Origin of the sequence: Mannheimia glucosida, from assembly GCF_046267875.1 — a bacterium.
GTDB classification, from domain to species: domain Bacteria; phylum Pseudomonadota; class Gammaproteobacteria; order Enterobacterales; family Pasteurellaceae; genus Mannheimia; species Mannheimia glucosida.
Map to the genome: position 1 here is coordinate 405,148 of NZ_CP176502.1, position 18,367 is coordinate 423,514.

Sequence of the window (18,367 nt, forward strand, 5' to 3'; positions counted from 1 at the left end):
CCATCTGCTTTATACAAGATGGTCTTTCTCATTTAAATCTGCACGACTGCGATAATTACTAGAATTGTGTATAAGATAGACAATCCGTAGAAAATCACATTACCTGCTGGCGTGTGAACTTTCAGGTCGTGTAATCCATGATGGATACGGTGCATTCCTGCCCACATAGGGAAAATCGCTAATACCATAATAGCGAGCTTGCCGATCCAAGTATGGGCAAAGGCAATAATATTATCTGGTGATACTAACCCGAATGGCAGTAATAAACCGATAATAAAGATTACCACAGGGAAAAATAATGCACTTACCATTCCCCCAGCACTAAAAAGCAACCATACCGGCGGTTCATTCGAACGTTTTGGGTTTTGATCAAGACTCATTTTCTTCCCCTTCTTAAATATAAACCAAGATTAATGCAATTACGCTAATTACGCCTGTTGCTGCCCAAAGAATATTTCTTCCAACCGAGACTGGTAAGTGTTTACCTTTAACCATCACGGACATGACGGCAGGTGTCATCACAAAAAGTGTTGCCGCATGATATAACATTGCTGCCAATGAAATTATGTTTAGGATAACAACTAACGGATTTTGTAAGAAATCTACAAAATCGGTGGCGAATGTGCCTTTACTTAACGCAACTGCTCCATAAAAGAGCACAATGCAGAACCAAACCGTTGGAAGACAGGTTAATTCTCTTACCATATACATTTTATAGAAGTCGAGTTTTTTCCACCAACTGGCTTTCATTCCTCTTACATAAGGTCTACGTTTTGTTGCTGACATTTGTTCCTCCTATCTCGGTTTGATCATTGAGATAACATAATCTTTTGCACTTTCAAGCTTGCCTTGGTTCACGGCTGTTGCCGGCCCAACGTGTTTCGGGCAAACTTCGGAGCAATAGCCCACAAAAGTACAGCTCCAAACACCGTTTTTGCTGCTGAGTAGCTTCATACGCTCTTCTCGTCCGTTATCACGGTTATCCAAGTTGTAACGGTGTGCCAATGTAATCGCAGCAGGCCCGATGAATTCAGGGTTTAAACCAAATTGTGGACAAGCCGCATAGCATAAACCACAGTTAATGCACATTGAGAATTGACGATATTTCTCTAATTGTGCCGGCGTTTGTTTAGTACGTTGCCCTTCCGGTGCTTTATTATCAATAATATAAGGTTTAATTGCCTCGATGCTATCAATAAAGTGGCTTAAATCCACTACTAAGTCACGCTCAATCGGGAAGTTCGCCAGCGGCTCAATTCGCATAAAACCGCTGTAATCACGCAGGAATGTTTTACAAGCTAACTTCGGCTTACCGTTTACCATCATTCCGCAAGAACCACAAATCGCCATACGGCAAGACCAGCGATAAGAAAGTTCCGGTTCTAATTCGTCTTTAATAAAGCCCAATGCATCTAAAAGTGAAGTTTGGCTGTCATACGGCACTTCATATCTGTCTAAATGTGGCTCGCTATCTGATTCAGGGTTGTAGCGTAGCACTTCGATGGTCATTTTATCTAAATTTGCCATTTTACTGCTCCTTCTCTATTGTTGTGCTTGAGCTTCTGCTGCTTTTTTGGCTTTTTCTTGGGCTTCAGCCTCTGCACCATACACACGTTTAGCCGGTTGTGATTTGGTGATTTTCACATCGCTGTATTTAATCGTCGGTGTACCGTCTGCATTATAGTACGCTTGTGTGTGTTTTAAGTAGTTTACATCATCACGCTCAACATAGTCTAAACGCTGGTGAGCCCCACGAGATTCTTTACGCTCTACCGCAGAGCAAGCAATGGATTGAGCCACATCTAAAATAAAGCCTAATTCAATTTTGTAGAGTAAATCGGTGTTAAACACGCTGGATTTATCTTTTACGCTAATTTTTTTATAACGCTCTTTTAGCTCTTGGATTTTGTTTACAGTGGCTTCCATACTTTCTTGTGTACGGTAAATACCACAGCCTTCTTCCATCGCATCACCCATTTGGTTACGGATATCCGACCAAGATTCATTACCCTCTTGGTTCGCTAATGCGTGCAAGCGAGCCACCACATCTTTTGCTTGTGCATCAATTTGTGGCTGGTTGCGAGCAGTCACTTCTAACGCACGGCGAGCCGCATTTTCACCGGCAACTTTACCGAACACCACAAGCTCTGCTAATGAGTTAGAACCCAAACGGTTCGCACCGTGCAAGCCTGATGAAGCACATTCACCTACTGCGAATAAGCCTTTAATTGAGGTTTCCGCATTCATATCCACTTCAATACCACCCATCGTGTAGTGAACCACCGGGCGAACAGGAATCGGTGCTTTAGCCGGATCGACCCCTTCATAGGCTTTCGCTAATTCACAAATAAATGGTAAACGCTCAAGTAAATATTTTTCACCTAAATGGCGTAAATCTAAGTGAACTACATCCACGCCTTTTGCAGTTTTTAAGGTGTTCCCTTTACGCCATTCTTGCCAGAATGCTTGTGAAACCTTATCACGAGGACCTAATTCCATATATTTATTTTCCGGTTTGCCGATTGGTGTTTCCGGTCCTAAACCATAATCTTGTAGATAACGGTAGCCATCTTTATTAACTAAAATACCACCTTCACCACGACAACCCTCTGTCATCAAAATACCGGTATTTGGCAAACCGGTTGGGTGATATTGTACGAACTCCATATCACGTAAAGCCACGCCGTGACGATACGCCATTGATAAACCGTCGCCGGTTACAATACCGCCGTTAGTGTTAAAGCGATAAGTACGGCAGCCGCCACCGGTTGCAATCACAACTGCATTTGCGTTGATTTGAACAAGCGTACCTTCCATCATATTCATTGCCACACAACCACGAGCTTCGCCATTGTCGGTGAGAATATCCAGCACAAAATGCTCATCAAAACGCACAATATTCGGATATTTAATCGAAGTTTGGAACAAAGTATGCAAAATGTGGAAACCAGTTTTATCCGCCGCAAACCAAGTACGCTCGATTTTCATTCCTCCAAAACGGCGAACATTCACTTCACCGTCTTCACGACGACTCCAAGGGCAACCCCAGCGTTCTAATTGTGTCATTTCAATCGGTGAATGCTCAACGAAATACTCCACAATATCTTGCTCGCATAACCAGTCGCCACCGCCTACTGTATCGTTAAAGTGATTATCAAAAGAATCGGTATCTTTAATTACCGCCGCTGAACCACCTTCTGCTGCAACCGTATGGCTACGCATTGGGTAAACTTTTGAAATTAAAGCAATTTTTAGATTTGGATTTGCTTCAGCCGCCGCAATAGCAGCACGCAAGCCACCACCACCGGCACCTATAATCGCGACATCAAAATTAACACTTTGCATAATGCACTCCGAAAGTTAAATAACTTAATTCATTAAAAAGTAATCATATTGTGCCACTATTTGAGCAATGAGATAACCTATTTTTACAAATTTGTAACATAAAAAATGTAATTTTGTGATCTACCTCAAAAAAGGTAATAAAGCTTCATAAAGGTATTGAGAATGGCTCTTAATTGGACAGTGATAGAAAGAAAATTTCTAATGTTTAAAATGAGAAAATTTAATTTGTTGCAAAAAAGTTAAAACCCTCTCTTTATTTTTCTTGATCGGTAACTAGGGCAACTCACTTTTTTAGGCTAAAATAGCCTCACATTTTCAAGCGGTCATTTTTTATGAACAATTTACAACTCGATAATATTGATTGGCAACCAACAGCCTCTATTCCTCACCTGATCCAACGTTCAAAAATCATTACGGAAATCCGCAAGTTCTTTACCGATCGAGGGCTTTTAGAGGTAGAAACCCCGATTTTAAGCGAATTTTCGGTGACAGACGTTCACCTTTCGACTTTCAATACACAGTTTCAATCGCCTTTTTCCCCCGAGGCGAAAACACTCCATCTGATGACCAGCCCGGAATATCATATGAAGCGACTACTTGCGGCAGGCAGTGGACCGATTTTCCAACTGTGTAAAGTATTTCGCAACGAGGAAGCCGGTAAGCGACACAACCCTGAATTTACGATGCTGGAGTGGTATCGCCCGCATTTTGATATGTATCGCTTAATCAATGAAGTGGATGATTTACTGCAACAAATTTTGGACTGCGAGCCGGCAGAATCATTCAGCTATCAATTTGTGTTCCAAACCTATGTCGGATTAGATCCGCTTTCTGCCACCAAAGCACAACTTGTGGAAAAAGCCCGAAAACACGGCTTGCAATGTGACGATGATGAACAGCGTGATACCTTGTTACAATTTTTATTCAGCGAGGTTGTCGAAGCCAATATCGGGCAAGAAAGACCAACGGCAGTTTATCATTTCCCTTCCACCCAAGCGGCATTAGCCCAAATCAGCTCGGAAGATCACCGTGTTGCCGAACGTTTTGAGTTTTACTACAAAGGCCTGGAACTCTGTAACGGCTTCCACGAATTAGACGATGCCGATGAGCAAATTCATCGCTTCGAGCAAGATAATCTGCAACGTGAAAAAATGGGGCTGGAGCCACAGCAGCTAGATGTACGTTTTCTTGCTGCCCTCAAAGCCGGTTTTCCAAACTGTTCAGGTGTCGCCCTTGGGGTTGATAGGCTGTTAATGCTGGCAATGGATGCGGAAAAAATTGAAGAGGTTATTTCTTTCGGCATTGAAAAAGCCTAATTTTTTATGCCGTTTTGTGATTTGCAATTTGCAAAAAAATCGACAAATATGACCGCTTGTACACTCGTTCGTTTAGGAAAGCAAAATGAATATTTCAGGCAAATTACAGGGTTGGCACTATGCCCTACTGTGCTACTTAACTTGGGGAACCTTTCCGATTTATTGGTATCCGATCAACCAATCGGGAATGCCTGCCGAGCAAATTTTGGCTCAACGGGTGCTTTGGTCTGCCCTATTTGCTGTGTTTCTGCTGCTGATTTTCCAACAAGGACGAGCGGTTATTAATGCCTTTAAACAGCCAAAGGTACTCGGGCTGTTCGTGCTTTCTTCTTTTATGATTGGCGTGAACTGGCTGGTTTACTTATGGGCAATCGTCAATGAGCATATTTTAGATGCCAGTTTAGGTTATTTTATCAACCCCATTTTCAACGTGTTTGTCGGTAGGCTTATTCTAAAAGAGCAGCTGAATAAAGCCCAATTATTGGCTCTGCTGTTTGCAATTAGCGGCATTTTATGGCTTGCCATTCCTGCCGGACAAATTCCGTGGGTCGCATTGATTCTAGCCGCCAGTTTCTGTATTTACGGGCTGATTCGTAAACTTGCCCCAATGGAACCTTTGTCTGGTTTGGCGTTAGAAACTTTGCTGATGTCGCCTTTTGCCATCACCTATCTCTGCTTTTGTTACCACCAAAACATTTTGGTATTCAGCGAACTCAATCCTTTACAAATGGCAGTGCTACTCTGCTCCGGCATTGCCACCACCTTACCATTGCTATGGTTTGCAATGGGTGCAAGACGCATTTCAATGTCGCTACTCGGTATGCTGCAATATATTTCGCCTACCCTGCAATTTTTATGCGGTGTGCTGATTTTTAACGAGACACTTTCCGCCGAACGTGCTGTAGGCTACATTCTGGTTTGGATTGGGGTGGGGGTTTTCTTATTGGGTATGAAAAAAGCTGGTGTCAAACGCTAAAAATAAAACGTTAAATATTTCGTTTTGGTAGCCCTAATGCAGCAAAACCAAGTAGTGGCAAATAGGCACAGGCTTTAAAAATACTCTCCAAGCCATATTCATCCGCAAAAAAACCCAATACGGCGGCACTTAAGCCGCCAATACCAAACATTAAACCGAACATTAAACCGAACATTGTGCCGGAAATCAGCCCTACTCTGCCTGGTACGGCTTCTTGAGCATAAACCACCATAGCGGAGAACGCTGATGACATAATAAAACCGGCAAAAATCGCACACACAATCGTCCAAAAGAGATCTGCGTGAGGCAACAACAAAGCAAAAGGTGCCATACCTAAGAAAGAGAACCAAATCACCGCATTTCGTCCAATCTTATCGCCAATCGGCCCGCCGACAAAAGTGCCTAAAGCAACTGCACCTAAAAAGGTAAATAGAGATAGCTGTGCCGTTGCCATATTGAGTTGAAATTTTTCCATTAAATAAAAGGTGAAATAGTTACTGAGGCTCGCAATATAAATAAATTTCGCTAACATCAATAAAGCGATAATTAATAATGCTCTGGCTAATAATTTACCGTGTAAGCGTTGTTGAATATGGTTTGGTGAAACAATGAGCGGTTTGGCTTCATATTTCACCCAACAGCTTACTTTATATAAAACCCATAATGCCAATAATACAAATGCAACAACCCAAATCACCGCACTTTGCCCTAACGCCGATCCACTGTTTCCGCCCACTTGGAAAAGCGACTGAGCTGTACCAAATTTACCGCCCGATGCCATTCGAGCCACCCGAGAGGCTTCAGGGTGAAAAATGGCAGAGCCTATCCCCATTAACGCAGCGGCTATCAGTAACACGCCAAAATTCGGCGAAAAGGCAAGTAAAATTACGGAAAGAAGCGTAATCAGCATACTGACGGGCAATAAATTCGGTTTTGGGTATTTATCGGTATAAAGCCCAATACCCGGCTGAATAATAGATGCGGTAATTTGATAAATGAGTGAAATCATACCAATTTGAGCAAAACTCAGTTGGTAATTTTCTTTTAGCATTGGATAGATCGAAACCATTACTGCTTGAACTAAATCATTCAACAAATGAGAAAGGGAAATCAGCAGTAAAATGGGCAAAACCATTTTTTAAGCGTTATGTTGTGTGTGCATTCTTTATTCGTTTTTTATAAATGAAAAATATTCTACTCGCAAATAATGAATGTGCAAGAGCGGTCAAATTTCCCGATTTTTTTACCAAACCCATTAGGTTGCAATATTATTACCAATACGTCTTAAATTTGTTATTTTTATATCTTTTTGCTATATTCAAGCCTCTAACCATTCAAAAATAGAGGAAATAGCATTGGATTTAATCAAAAAATTAAACACAGGAAGTACCTTTAGGGCACCGATTTTCCTACCGAGTTTACTCTTTGTCAGCTTTGTTGCTGTTTTCTGCATCATCTTTCCACAGCAAGCACAAACCTCACTTGATACCATCAAAAATAGTCTTTTCCAACATTTTAGCTGGTTCTATATTTTTGCAGGCTCTATCTTTTTCCTGTTTCTAATTTTTCTCTCTTTCAGCCGATTGGGTGATATTAAATTAGGGGCAGATACCGATGAGCCTGAATTTGGTTTTGGCTCTTGGATTGCGATGTTATTCGCCGCCGGAATGGGGATCGGGTTAATGTATTTTGGGGTAGCAGAACCTATTTTGCATTACCTTAAACCCGTCCAACAAAATTTAACTGAGCCGGAGCGTATGAAAGAAGCGATGATGACAACGTTCTATCATTGGGGTATTCACGCTTGGGCAATTTATGGTGTGATTGCCTTAGCTCTTGCTTATTTTGGCTTCAGATATAAGTTAGCACTAACTATTCGTTCCGGATTTTATCCCTTACTAAAACATCGTATTTCAGGCTTCTGGGGGCATTTAATTGATATTATTGCCCTTTGTAGCACAATTTTTGGTCTAACTACTACGCTTGGCTTTGGGGTGATGCAGGTCAGTGCCGGCTTTAACAATCTAGGTTTAATAGAACAAAGCAATTTTACTGTTCTTGCGGTTATCGTAACAGTAGCAATGGCTCTTGCCGTGTTATCTGCCGTTTCGGGCGTAGGCAAAGGGGTTAAAATCTTAAGTGAAATCAATCTCACATTAGCCGGATTGCTACTTATTTTTGTGATAATCACCGGCCCAACTCTATTACTTTTCTCAAGCTTCACCGAAAATTTAGGCTATTATTTTAGCTCGCTGCTTGAGATGAGTTTCCGTACCTTCGCTTATGAACCGGAACATCAAGGCTGGCTAAGCGGCTGGACGGTGCTTTATTGGGCATGGTGGGCATCTTGGGCGCCATTTGTTGGTTTGTTTATTGCCAAGATCTCTAAAGGCAGAACCATTCGTGAATTTATTTTAGGGGTGTTATTTGTTCCATCGCTGTTTAACATTTTATGGATGACCAGCTTCGGCAGCTCTGCCATTTGGTTCGATCAACAAACTGCCGGTGCTTTAGCTGAAGTCAGCGGCAATACCGAACAACTGTTATTTACCTTTTTTGAGCAATTACCGTTTGGCTCTATTGCCTCTTTCGTTGCCGTCATTGTTATCAGTATTTTCTTTATCACCTCTGCCGACTCAGGGATTTTTGTTCTCAACAGTATTGCTTCACAAGGCGAAGAAAATGCACCGAAATGGCAAAGCGTGCTTTGGGGAGCATTATTAGCCATCTTAGCACTATCGCTACTCTATTCAGGTGGCTTGGCTTCTCTGCAAACAATGACACTGATTATCGCCTTACCATTTACCTTCATTATGCTGATTCTCTGTATCGGCTTGTGGAAAGGATTAATGGTAGATAACCAATACTTCAACAAAAAATTCTCGCAAGGTAGCCAACATTGGGCTGGTAAAGATTGGAAACAACGCTTGGAGAAAATCATCAACCCAAGCAATAAGCAAGATGTCCGTCACTTCTTTATTAAAGTTGCCAGACCGGCATTTTTAGAACTTATCGAGGAATTTGAAAGCTATGGCTTAATCGCTAAAATGAATTTCACCAACGAACAAAACCCGAAATTAGAGTTTGAAGTGGTGAAAGAAAATTTACGCAATTTCATTTACGGCATTGAAAGTGTGCCACGGGAATTATCGGATTTGGTGGTAGGTGACGACAACCTACCGAACATTGAGCAAAATACCATTTACGAGCCGATTACTTATTTCTTAGACGGGCGGAAAGGTTATGATGTGCAATATATGACCAAAGAAGAGTTGATTGCCGACGTGCTGCAACAGTATGAACGCTTTATCAATTTAGCGATGGACAACTCGCACGACTTAATGACGGCTGATTTCAATCACTAACCCCACAAGCGGTGAGATTTTCGGAAAAATTTGCAAATTTCCCGTAAAATCTCATCGCTTGCATTTAAAGCCAACGCCTTACTTGGGTGCAATACTCAGCATAATGCGTGCCGAATTTTTGGGCTAAAATTTGCTCTTCCGGCTTGATTTGGAAATAGGTTATCAACCATACAAACAGCGGTAAAACCAGCCACGCCAACATTGAACCTAGCCATAATGCCCACGCAATCAAACCTAACAGTAACGAAAGATACATTGGGTTTCGGCTTTTGCGATAAATGCCCCAAGTGACCAATTTAGCGGTATGTTGTGGTCGAAAAGGACTGTGTGTCGTTTTCGCTTGGTGTATGACCCAAAGTGCCGAGACGGCAACCGCTCCGCCAATTATCGCCACAGCTAAACCGCTAAAAAATATGGCTGTATGCTGATAATTCGGCAAGCTCGCCGGCACATATTGAGCCACCAGCCACATTAAAGTGGCACAAAACAAGAACCAAGCCGGTGGTGGTATTTTCAATTTTAATGCAGTCATACTACTCCGAGCGGAAATCTTTTTTACGAATGCCTAATAGCAAAATAGAGGCAAAATAACTACCGGCAGCTAAGATCATCAGCCAAATCAACCAATACACTTTCTGCCACATTGTCATCAATGCCCAAAGTTCAATCTCAGGCGTGAAATAGGCAACCAACGCCCCCATTACACAAGCGGCGATGAATAGTTTCAACACAAAAAGTACGGTTTTACGGCTTACTTTATAGTAACCATTTTTTGAGAGATTCACATACAGCAAGCTCACATTCACTAATGCCGAACACGCAGAAGCTAATGCTAAACCAATGTATCCCAAAAACGGAGCAAACGCCAAGCCAAAGCAAATATTACTTAAGGCGGCAATAATCCCAACTTTTACCGGTGTTTTGGTGTTTTGGTTGGCATAAAAACCGTTTGCCAGCACGCTAATCAACATATAGCTGTTTAACCCCAAGCACATTACCCAAAGTGGATAAGAGGTTGCCAGCACATCTTCAAAACCAAATTTACCCCGCATAAACATTGTCATAATAATCGGCTGAGCCAGCACTGCCATACCGATCATTGCCGGAATACCAAGCAACAGCACCATTCTCACCCCCCAATCCATTGTGTTTTGAAAGTGTTCTCCACGTTGGATTTCAGTGAGTTCTTTGTTTTTCGCAATACAGGAAAGGCTTGGCAGCACGACGGTGGAAATCGCAATTCCAAATAAACCGAGCGGAAATTCAATTAAACGGTCGGCATAATACATCCAACTAATCGAGCCGGTAATCAAAAACGAGGCTATCACTTGGTTTAGCAGTAAATTTAGCTGGGTAACGGAAACGCCAAATAATGCCGGAATCATTAATTTACGGACTTTAGTGACACCTTCGTCTTTCCACGCCCATTTTGGCTTAACCAGTAAGCCCTCTTTTTTCATAAACGGAATTTGGAATAAAAATTGCAACAAGCCGCCTAAAAATACCCCCCACGCTAAGGCAATATCCGGGGAATCGAAATAATCTCTGCCCCATAACGCTACCGCAATAATCGCCACATTCAGCAACACCGGGGAAAATGCCATCACCCCAAACTTACCGATGGTATTTAACACCGCACCGGATAACGCCACAAAGGTAATAAACCACAAATAAGGGAAAGTGATTTTGAGCAAAAAAGAGGCTTGGGTGAATTTTTCGGCATTTGGTCCGTCGTAAAGCCAATCTAAAAACCAACCAGTACCGAAAAGAGCAGCAACCACAGGTGAAGCAATCATTGCCACAAGGGTCACAACAGTTACCAAACCTCCTAATGTACCCGATACTTTGGCAATAAATTCTCTCGTTTTGTTTGGATCGTTATCCGCATTATATTCCGCCAACACCGGTACAAAGGCTTTAGAAAATGCCCCTTCGGCAAACAAACGGCGAAGAAAATTGGGAATACGGTTGGCAAACAGGAAAATATCGGCACTCACGCCTGTGCCTAAAATGGTCGCCACCACAATGTCTCGAATCAAGCCGAGTATGCGGGAAATTAAGGTCATAAAGCTTACGATCATTCCTGATCTTAAAAGTTTTTTGCTCATAATAAAGAGTAATATTAGTAAAATTATTGAAAAATCAGACCGCTTGTAGTCTGATCCTAAAAATCGATCATAATTTTAGCAGTTTGTTATAGGAAAATCAGAAAAAAACTGTTAAAATCTCGCCCTATCGTTTTCTATCAGAAAAACGGTGTTATTTTCAAGCACGTGTCTCGTTGAAAATGAATTAAAAACTATCGATAGGCAATATAAACAACGATTTTGTTTATATCTAATTTTTACACAGATATTTTAGGAGTTTGACCTTGGCTAATATCAAGTCAGCAAAAAAACGTGCGGTTCAATCTGAAAAACGCCGCCAACACAACGCAAGCCAACGCTCAATGATGCGTACATTCATCAAAAAAGTATATGCAGCAGTAGCAGCAGGCGATAAAGCAGCAGCTCAAACGGCTTTCGTTGAAATGCAAAAAGTTGTAGACCGTATGGCGTCTAAAAACTTAATCCACGCTAACAAAGCGGCTAACCACAAATCTAAATTAGCAGCGCAAATCAAAAAATTAGCGTAATATCGAACAGATATGAAAAAAACCGACTTTATGTCGGTTTTTTTTCTTTTTAACCATAACACAAAGGGCTATTCTAGATATTCTAAAATAGCCTTTGTTTCAAAATCAGTTAATTATTTTTTCAATAAATCACGGATTTCAGTTAATAATTTCTCTTCCGCTGTTGGCTCTGCAGGAGCTTCTTCTACAACTGGAGCTTTTTTCAGTGAGTTAATCACTTTCACCATACCGAATACCGCAAGTGCGATAATTAAGAAATCAAATACGTTTTGAATAAATGCACCGTATTTTAACATCACTGCTTCCGCACCTTCTTTTGCCGGGGCGATTTCAATGGCTAAATCTTTGAAATCCACGCCACCGATTAACCAACCGATAGGTGGCATTACAACATCGCTAACTAATGAAGAAACAATTTTACCGAATGCACCGCCGATAATCACACCGACAGCCATATCAACAACATTACCTTTTACCGCAAATTCACGGAACTCTTTTAAAATACTCATAGGGGGCTTTCCTTTCATTCAATGATTAAACACGATCTTCGCAAGAACGTGGGCTGGCGATTATAATCAAAATCTTTAAAATTTATACAACATTTAAATAAATTTACATTTTTTTGATTTAGATCAGTTTGATTATAACTGATTGGCTAATAATTTGCCAAAATTCTCTACCTGTTGCCAATCGGTGTACTCATATTCTTTAGAGGTATCGGTTTCGCCTTTGGTAATTTTCATAATAAAGCGAATCATCACTCGATCGAATATCTTATAACGTGGGTAAAGTAATGCCCCGGCAATCACCTCAATGTGGGTTGGCTTCCACTTCACTTTGGCTAAAAATTTCCGCACATAAGTGTTGGTTTCAGGCGTGTTGCGATTGTCTTTACGAGCGGTTAAATTCACGCCGTAAAAGGCGGTTTTCTTTGCATTTAACGCCAAATAATGCTGTTCCACAAACTGATAAACCAACGGGTTAAAATGCCCATAGCGAATTGAAGCACCGATGACAATTTGGTCTGCATTTGCAATTTTTTCGGCAAAATCGACCGCTTGATCTTTTAGCGAAATCAGCTCGACTTCGTGGGTAATCACGCTCGCCAATCGTTCGGCAATTTTTTTAGTTTGACCATCAGTCGTAAAATAGAGAATTAAGGTTTTCATTTAATCTTTCCAAAAAACAGGGCTTAAAATCACCAGCAAGGTGAACACTTCCAAACGTCCGCATACCATCGCAAAAGTCAGCACCAATTTGGCACTGTCCGGCACTTGGGTGAAATTACTGCTCACGCTACCTAACGCCGGGCCTAGATTATTCAGGGTGGCAATCACCGCATTTAGGGCATCAAAGGTTTCCATTCCACAGGCGATTGAGGCAAGCCAGCAGATCACGAACACGAAAAAGTACGCCGAGAAAAACGCCCAAATACCATCAACTACCCGTTCCGATAAAACGTGGTTGCCTAATTTAATCGGTTGAATCACGTTGGGGTGAATGTAGCGGTGGATTTCACGTTTACTTTGTAAATAAAGTAACAACACCCGAATCACTTTCAAGCCGCCACCGGTTGAACCGGCACAACCACCGATAAAGGAAGACAATACCAACAGCGTAGGTAAAAACGAACTCCAATGGCTAAAATCATTAGTAGTAAAGCCGGCAGTAGTGGAAATTGATACCGATTGAAACAATGCTTGCTCAATGGTAACAGAGGTGTTATCGAAATAGCCGTAGCCCACTAACACCAAGGTACAGACCAAGAAAAGCCCTAACTGCACCATTAAGAAAAAGCGAAATTCGTAATCACCCCAATACAAGCGGCTTAAAATACCACCTTTTTTGCGAGTCTGAATATCACGCAACCGGTCGATCACCGCAAAATGCAATGCAAAGTTGCAGGCAGAAAGTAGCAGGAAAAACACGGTAATATAACTAATTGCCGCATTATTAAAATAACCGATGCTAGCATCGTGGGTGGAAAATCCGCCAATCGAAACGGTAGAAAAGCTATGCGAAATGGCATCAAACGCCGTCATTCCGGCGAGCCAAAATGCGACCGCACACAGAATCGTCAGGCTGAGATAAATCAGCCACAACGCTTTTGCCGTTTCCGCAATACGAGGTCGCATTTTCTGTTCTTTGAGCGGGCCGGGCATTTCCGCACGGTAAAGCTGCATTCCACCAATGCCTAACAGCGGAATAATCGCAACCGCTAATACGATGATCCCCATTCCCCCCAACCATTGCAGAAATTGGCGATAGAATAAAATCGCTTTAGGCAGACTGTCTAGGCCAGTGATAACGGTTGCCCCTGTAGTGGTTAAGCCGGAAAAGGACTCAAAAATGGATTCCGCCACGTTTAAATCGGGGTTTTCCAAAATAATAAAAGGCACAGCCCCGAGCAAACCCAACACCACCCAAAACAGCACTACAATTAAAAAGCCCTCGCGGGAACGTAGCTCGTTTTTGTTGTCACGGCACAGCCACCAAAGCAACGTACCAACCATAAAATTCAGGGCAAAGGCTTCTAAAAACGCCCGCCCACCGCCATCGCCATAAATGAGGGCAACTATTGCCGGCACAAGCATTGTGAATGAAAAACACATCACCAAAATGCCAACAATTCGGATAATCGAAAAAAATTGCATAGACTAGGTTTCTTCTTTTATTAATGCGAGCTTGCCCGAAAAGCGTTGGGTTAATTCATCCGTAAACGCTTCAACCTCGCTCGGGTTAAATGCCAGCAACAGATCGACTTTATCGCTAAAAAGTTGCTCGACAATCACAATATCTTTCTCACTAATGAGATGAGAAATGGTATTAAATTGCTCATATTCACACTGCAAGCGGTAGTTTTTTCGCAAAACTTTGCGAATCCGCTCCAACTGCAATAACGCCTGTTGCACGCCATTGCCATAGGCTTTCACCAAGCCGCCGGTGCCAAGCTGGATACCGCCATAGTAGCGAACTACCACCGCCGTAATTTCCCCCAAGCCTGAACCAAGCAAATAATTGAGCATTGGCTTACCGGCTGTGCCGGACGGTTCTCCATCATCCGAAAAGCCGTATTGTTGCGAGTCATTCGGCAAGCCTGCCACCGTTGCCCAACACCAATGGCGTGCGTGCGGGTGCTGCATTTTCAGCTCCTGCCAAAATGCCTTGGCTTGCTCCATCCCTTCAGTGTGGCGAAGGTAGGTGATGAAGCGGCTTTTTTTAATCTCTTCTTCAAAAATTGTATCCGCTTTGGGGATAAAAAATTCCATTGTTTGATTCTCTTATCTTGAATGTGGCAATGATACCATATTCAAGCCACTTTTTATTTCTACGGTTTAGTGGTTTAATAGGGTTTTAATGTGATTGTGAATTTCTGTTTTACGCTCGATCCAGTCCCCCTCTTTAGCAAAGAGGGGTTAGGGGAGATTTATTCGCTACGCTCACACTTCGTGCCATCAGCAAAGCCGATGTTCAAACGCAAGCGTTTGTGGCAGACGTAAATTACGCTCATACGGAATTTGAGTATCGCTATCAAATCTCCCCCTGCCCCTCTTTTCTAAAGAGGGGAGCTTGTCCATCTGAGTCTTAAAATATGAAGTTCTTCCAAAATTCTTTTACCCATAGAACTTAACAATGTCAAAACTCAATATTATTTTTGCCGGCACGCCTGATTTTGCCGCTCAACATTTACAAGCCTTATTAGATTCCGAGCATAACGTGATTGCGGTTTATACCCAGCCGGATAAACCTGCTGGGCGAGGGAAAAAACTGCAAGCCAGCCCGGTGAAACAACTTGCTGAGGCTCACAACATTCGGGTTTTTCAACCTAAATCTCTGCGTAAGGAAGAGGCTCAAGCTGAACTGAAAGCCTTAAATGCCGATGTAATGGTGGTGGTAGCTTACGGCTTAATTCTACCTGAAGCAGTATTGAATGCTCCTAAATATGGTTGCCTAAACGTACACGGTTCGCTACTACCTTGCTGGCGTGGAGCAGCTCCGATTCAGCGTTCGATTTGGGCGGGCGATAGTGAAACCGGTGTAACCATTATGCAAATGGACGTTGGCTTAGACACCGGTGATATGTTACATAAAGTCACAACCCCGATTGAGCCGAATGAAACCTCTACTTCACTTTATGCCAAACTGGCAGAACTCGCCCCTCCTGCATTACTTGAGGTATTAAACGGCTTAGAAACCCAAGCCTTCAAAGCTGAAAAGCAAGATGAAAGCCAAGCTAACTATGCGGAAAAATTATCAAAAGAAGAGGCAAAATTGGATTGGCAACTCCCCGCTGTTCAACTGGAACGCAATATCCGAGCTTTTAACCCTTGGCCGTTTAGTTTTTTAACCTTAACTGTTGATGGCGTTGAGCAAAGTATCAAAATTCACCAAGCCACGGTGTTACCTCACCAAGAAAAAGCAGCCGGCACGGTAATTAATGTGGATAAAACCGGGATTCAAATCGCCACTCAACAGGGCGTGCTGAATATTACCCAACTTCAACCGGCGGGTAAAAAACCAATGTCGGTGCAAGATTTCTTAAACGGTCGAGCGGATTGGTTCGTCAGTGGCACACAACTAAGTTAAAACGGGAAATATATGCAAACACAACCATCACTTACAATAACCAATGCCCGATTTTCACTGGTTAAACAACATAAACTCACGATTGACGCCTTACAGATCCAACCCAATGACTTTTGGGTGGTCGTAGGCGGAAACGGTTCGGGGAAAACGGCTTTTTCACTGGCTTTACAGGGTAAAATTTCGCTCTATTACGGCGACTATGACAATTCGTTCCAACATATTCAGCTCCTATCTTTCGAGCAACAACAAAAAATGTTGGAGCAGATTTTCAAAGCTCGCAACAATGACAGTGTCTCACCCGATGATTTCGGCTTAACCGCCCGACAAGTGATTTTAAATGGTAGTCAAAAAGCGGCGTTATGTGAGGAATATGCCCACAAATTGCATATTCCACATCTGCTTGAACGCCCGTTTATGCACCTTTCCACTGGAGAAAGTCGCAAAGTGCTGTTTTGCCAAATGTTAGTGAGCGAGCCGGATTTACTCATTTTAGATGAGCCGTTTGAAGGGCTGGATCAGCAGTCGGTGCAATATTGGCAGCAACTGATTGCCGAGTTACAAAGCAAAATGGCATTGGTGCTGATTGTAAACCGTTTTAATGATATTCCTGATGCTGCCAATCATATTGCGTTATTAGATAATTTATCGTTAATTCTGCAAGGAGAGCGAGCAGAAATTGAACAACAAGCGGTCTATTCTCAGCTAAAATTTGCAGAACAGAATGTGAACGTTCCTTTGCCTGAAAGTGCCGCTCCGCTGAACAGTCTGCCCGAAAACATCAATCCGTTTGAGTTGGAAAAGGTGACTATCCAATACGGAGAAAAGAAAATTTTAGACAATCTCAGTTGGACGGTTGAGCCAAAACAACATTGGTGGATTAAAGGCCCGAATGGAGCAGGGAAATCCACCTTGCTGTCGATTATCACCGGCGACCACCCCCAATCTTACGCCAACAAAGTACGATTATTCGGTCGCCAGCGTGGGTCAGGCGAAACCATTTGGGATATTAAGAAAAACATCGGTTATGTAAGCAGCCAATTACATATGGATTATCGGGTAAACTGTTCGGCAATGGAGGTGATTCTTTCAGGATTTTTTGACAGTATCGGCGTGTATCAGCAAGTGCCAAACGCTCTGCAATTAAAAGCGATGGAATGGCTGGAGCGTTTAAACCTAGCAACATTTGCTAAAAAACCGTTCCGTTCACTTTCTTGGGGGCAGCAACGCCTGCTACTGATTACCCGAGCAATGGTAAAACACCCACCAATTTTGATTTTAGATGAGCCGCTGCAAGGCCTAGATGGTGTAAACCGCAAATTAGTGAAACAATTTATCGAGCAATTAGTGAGCAATAGCCAAACCCAACTGCTGTTTGTTTCACACCAAGACAGCGATGCCCCAAATTGCATCACGCATTTGTTTGAGTTTGTACCGAAAGGGGAAACCAACGAATTTGGGTATGAGTATCAGCAAACGGAACTTGGAGCATAAATGAATTTTCTGGCTCACTCGCTGATTTCACTTGAAATTGATACAAAAACTAATCAACAAACTTTATATGGCAACTTTGCCGGTGATTTCTATAAAGGCTTAATTCAAAACCTCGATTTAGCTGATGATTTAAAAGGCGGTGTTATATTACACCGCTTGATTGATAAAATTTGCGACAGACAAGATAGTTTTACCACTGAATTGCTGCGAAATAACTTCGGGCGTTATAAAGGCATTGTGTCAGATATTATGATCGATCATTTCTTAGCTAAACATTTTCAAGCCTTATTTGGCAAAGATTTGAATGCCGTTCAAAGAAGGATTTTTCAACAGATCAATCAACATCGAGCAATTTTTCCTGAAAACTTTATACCAATGTTTAATTGGCTTGAATCTCGTAATGCGTTAAGTAGTTATGCAGATTTGGAGTTCCTAGAGAGAGTATTCATCGGAATGTCCTCAAGAGTTAAGAAAGGCGAGATTTTAAGAAATGCTGTAACCGAAATTTGGCAGAATTATACTCTTTTAGAAGAAGCCGCTATTCAGGAGTTTTTTACTGTAAAAGACAGGGCTACTCGAGAACTTAGTTGAATACTTTAGTCGGTATCTTGGATATTCTTGAATTTATCGATCTTTTCTCTTATCCTGTCTG

Annotated in this window: 18 protein-coding genes; 7 read left to right on the forward strand and 11 right to left on the reverse strand. The window is 42.1% G+C overall.

Features of this window, described 5'->3' with window-relative positions; all coding sequences use genetic code 11:
• Positions 1-32: 32 nt before the first annotated feature.
• From frdD to frdA, 4 genes are read right to left on the reverse strand one after another with little or no spacing between them, the layout of a single operon-like run.
• On the reverse strand, positions 33-380 hold the full coding sequence (gene frdD / locus ACJ7Z2_RS02075; RefSeq protein ID WP_021280522.1) for a fumarate reductase subunit FrdD: 348 nt from the start codon (positions 378-380) through the stop codon (positions 33-35).
• Positions 381-393: 13 nt separating this feature from the next.
• Positions 394-786, reverse strand: coding sequence for a fumarate reductase subunit FrdC (frdC, locus tag ACJ7Z2_RS02080; RefSeq protein WP_409500637.1), 393 nt, complete (start codon positions 784-786; stop codon positions 394-396).
• A 9-nt stretch (positions 787-795) separates the two neighbouring features.
• Positions 796-1,527, reverse strand: a complete 732-nt coding sequence (locus ACJ7Z2_RS02085; protein ID WP_409500638.1) for a succinate dehydrogenase/fumarate reductase iron-sulfur subunit — start codon at positions 1,525-1,527, stop codon at positions 796-798.
• Positions 1,528-1,542: 15 nt separating this feature from the next.
• Positions 1,543-3,345 (reverse strand): fumarate reductase (quinol) flavoprotein subunit, encoded by a 1,803-nt coding sequence (gene frdA / locus ACJ7Z2_RS02090; RefSeq protein WP_126301331.1) that lies wholly within the window; start codon positions 3,343-3,345, stop codon positions 1,543-1,545.
• Positions 3,346-3,677: 332 nt separating this feature from the next.
• Between frdA and epmA the strand changes: the two genes are divergently transcribed.
• Both epmA and rarD read left to right on the forward strand, forming a co-directional pair.
• Positions 3,678-4,661: an elongation factor P--(R)-beta-lysine ligase gene (epmA, locus tag ACJ7Z2_RS02095; protein ID WP_006251156.1), complete on the forward strand. Its 984-nt coding sequence runs from the start codon at positions 3,678-3,680 to the stop codon at positions 4,659-4,661.
• A gap of 85 nt (positions 4,662-4,746) precedes the next feature.
• A complete protein-coding gene (gene rarD / locus ACJ7Z2_RS02100; RefSeq protein ID WP_006253360.1) occupies positions 4,747-5,637 on the forward strand; it encodes an EamA family transporter RarD in 891 nt (296 codons plus the stop codon).
• A 10-nt stretch (positions 5,638-5,647) separates the two neighbouring features.
• On the opposite strand, the gene ACJ7Z2_RS02105 is transcribed toward rarD, so the two are convergent.
• A complete protein-coding gene (locus tag ACJ7Z2_RS02105; protein ID WP_409500639.1) occupies positions 5,648-6,772 on the reverse strand; it encodes an MFS transporter in 1,125 nt (374 codons plus the stop codon).
• A gap of 220 nt (positions 6,773-6,992) precedes the next feature.
• Between ACJ7Z2_RS02105 and ACJ7Z2_RS02110 the strand changes: the two genes are divergently transcribed.
• A complete protein-coding gene (locus ACJ7Z2_RS02110) occupies positions 6,993-9,002 on the forward strand; it encodes a BCCT family transporter (RefSeq protein WP_126301335.1) in 2,010 nt (669 codons plus the stop codon).
• 64 nt (positions 9,003-9,066) lie between these two features.
• Here ACJ7Z2_RS02110 and ACJ7Z2_RS02115 read toward each other — a convergent pair whose 3' ends face one another.
• Both ACJ7Z2_RS02115 and murJ read right to left on the reverse strand, forming a co-directional pair.
• On the reverse strand, positions 9,067-9,534 hold the full coding sequence (locus tag ACJ7Z2_RS02115) for a methyltransferase family protein (protein ID WP_409500640.1): 468 nt from the start codon (positions 9,532-9,534) through the stop codon (positions 9,067-9,069).
• Position 9,535: 1 nt separating this feature from the next.
• The gene (gene murJ, locus ACJ7Z2_RS02120) at positions 9,536-11,110 is read right to left on the reverse strand and encodes a murein biosynthesis integral membrane protein MurJ (RefSeq protein ID WP_409500641.1); all 1,575 of its coding nucleotides are present in this window, start codon (positions 11,108-11,110) and stop codon (positions 9,536-9,538) included.
• Between the two features lie 263 nt (positions 11,111-11,373).
• Here murJ and rpsT point away from each other — a divergent pair, with 263 nt between their 5' ends.
• Entirely contained in the window at positions 11,374-11,637 is a 264-nt protein-coding gene (rpsT, locus tag ACJ7Z2_RS02125) for a 30S ribosomal protein S20 (RefSeq protein WP_006253359.1), read from the forward strand.
• A 113-nt stretch (positions 11,638-11,750) separates the two neighbouring features.
• Here the strand turns inward: rpsT and mscL are convergent, their stop codons facing one another.
• The 4 genes from mscL to ACJ7Z2_RS02145 form a co-directional block, all read right to left on the reverse strand.
• Positions 11,751-12,146 carry a large-conductance mechanosensitive channel protein MscL gene (mscL, locus tag ACJ7Z2_RS02130; RefSeq protein ID WP_006251148.1) on the reverse strand — a complete coding sequence of 132 codons (396 nt, stop codon included), beginning with the start codon at positions 12,144-12,146 and terminating at the stop codon, positions 11,751-11,753.
• 132 nt (positions 12,147-12,278) lie between these two features.
• Complete coding sequence (hemG, locus tag ACJ7Z2_RS02135; protein ID WP_409500642.1) at positions 12,279-12,806, reverse strand: menaquinone-dependent protoporphyrinogen IX dehydrogenase; 528 nt, start codon at positions 12,804-12,806, stop codon at positions 12,279-12,281.
• Positions 12,807-14,291 (reverse strand): TrkH family potassium uptake protein, encoded by a 1,485-nt coding sequence (locus ACJ7Z2_RS02140; RefSeq protein ID WP_409500643.1) that lies wholly within the window; start codon positions 14,289-14,291, stop codon positions 12,807-12,809.
• 3 nt (positions 14,292-14,294) lie between these two features.
• Entirely contained in the window at positions 14,295-14,906 is a 612-nt protein-coding gene (locus tag ACJ7Z2_RS02145; RefSeq protein ID WP_409500644.1) for a YigZ family protein, read from the reverse strand.
• 364 nt (positions 14,907-15,270) lie between these two features.
• On the opposite strand from ACJ7Z2_RS02145, the gene fmt reads away from it, so the two are divergent.
• The 3 genes from fmt to ACJ7Z2_RS02160 are packed head-to-tail and all read left to right on the forward strand — an operon-like array spanning position 15,271 to position 18,306.
• Complete coding sequence (fmt, locus tag ACJ7Z2_RS02150; protein ID WP_409500645.1) at positions 15,271-16,224, forward strand: methionyl-tRNA formyltransferase; 954 nt, start codon at positions 15,271-15,273, stop codon at positions 16,222-16,224.
• Positions 16,225-16,236: 12 nt separating this feature from the next.
• Positions 16,237-17,715, forward strand: a complete 1,479-nt coding sequence (gene modF, locus ACJ7Z2_RS02155; RefSeq protein ID WP_409500646.1) for a molybdate ABC transporter ATP-binding protein ModF — start codon at positions 16,237-16,239, stop codon at positions 17,713-17,715.
• A complete protein-coding gene (locus ACJ7Z2_RS02160) occupies positions 17,716-18,306 on the forward strand; it encodes an ACP phosphodiesterase (RefSeq protein ID WP_409500647.1) in 591 nt (196 codons plus the stop codon).
• The last annotated feature ends 61 nt before the right edge of the window (positions 18,307-18,367 follow it).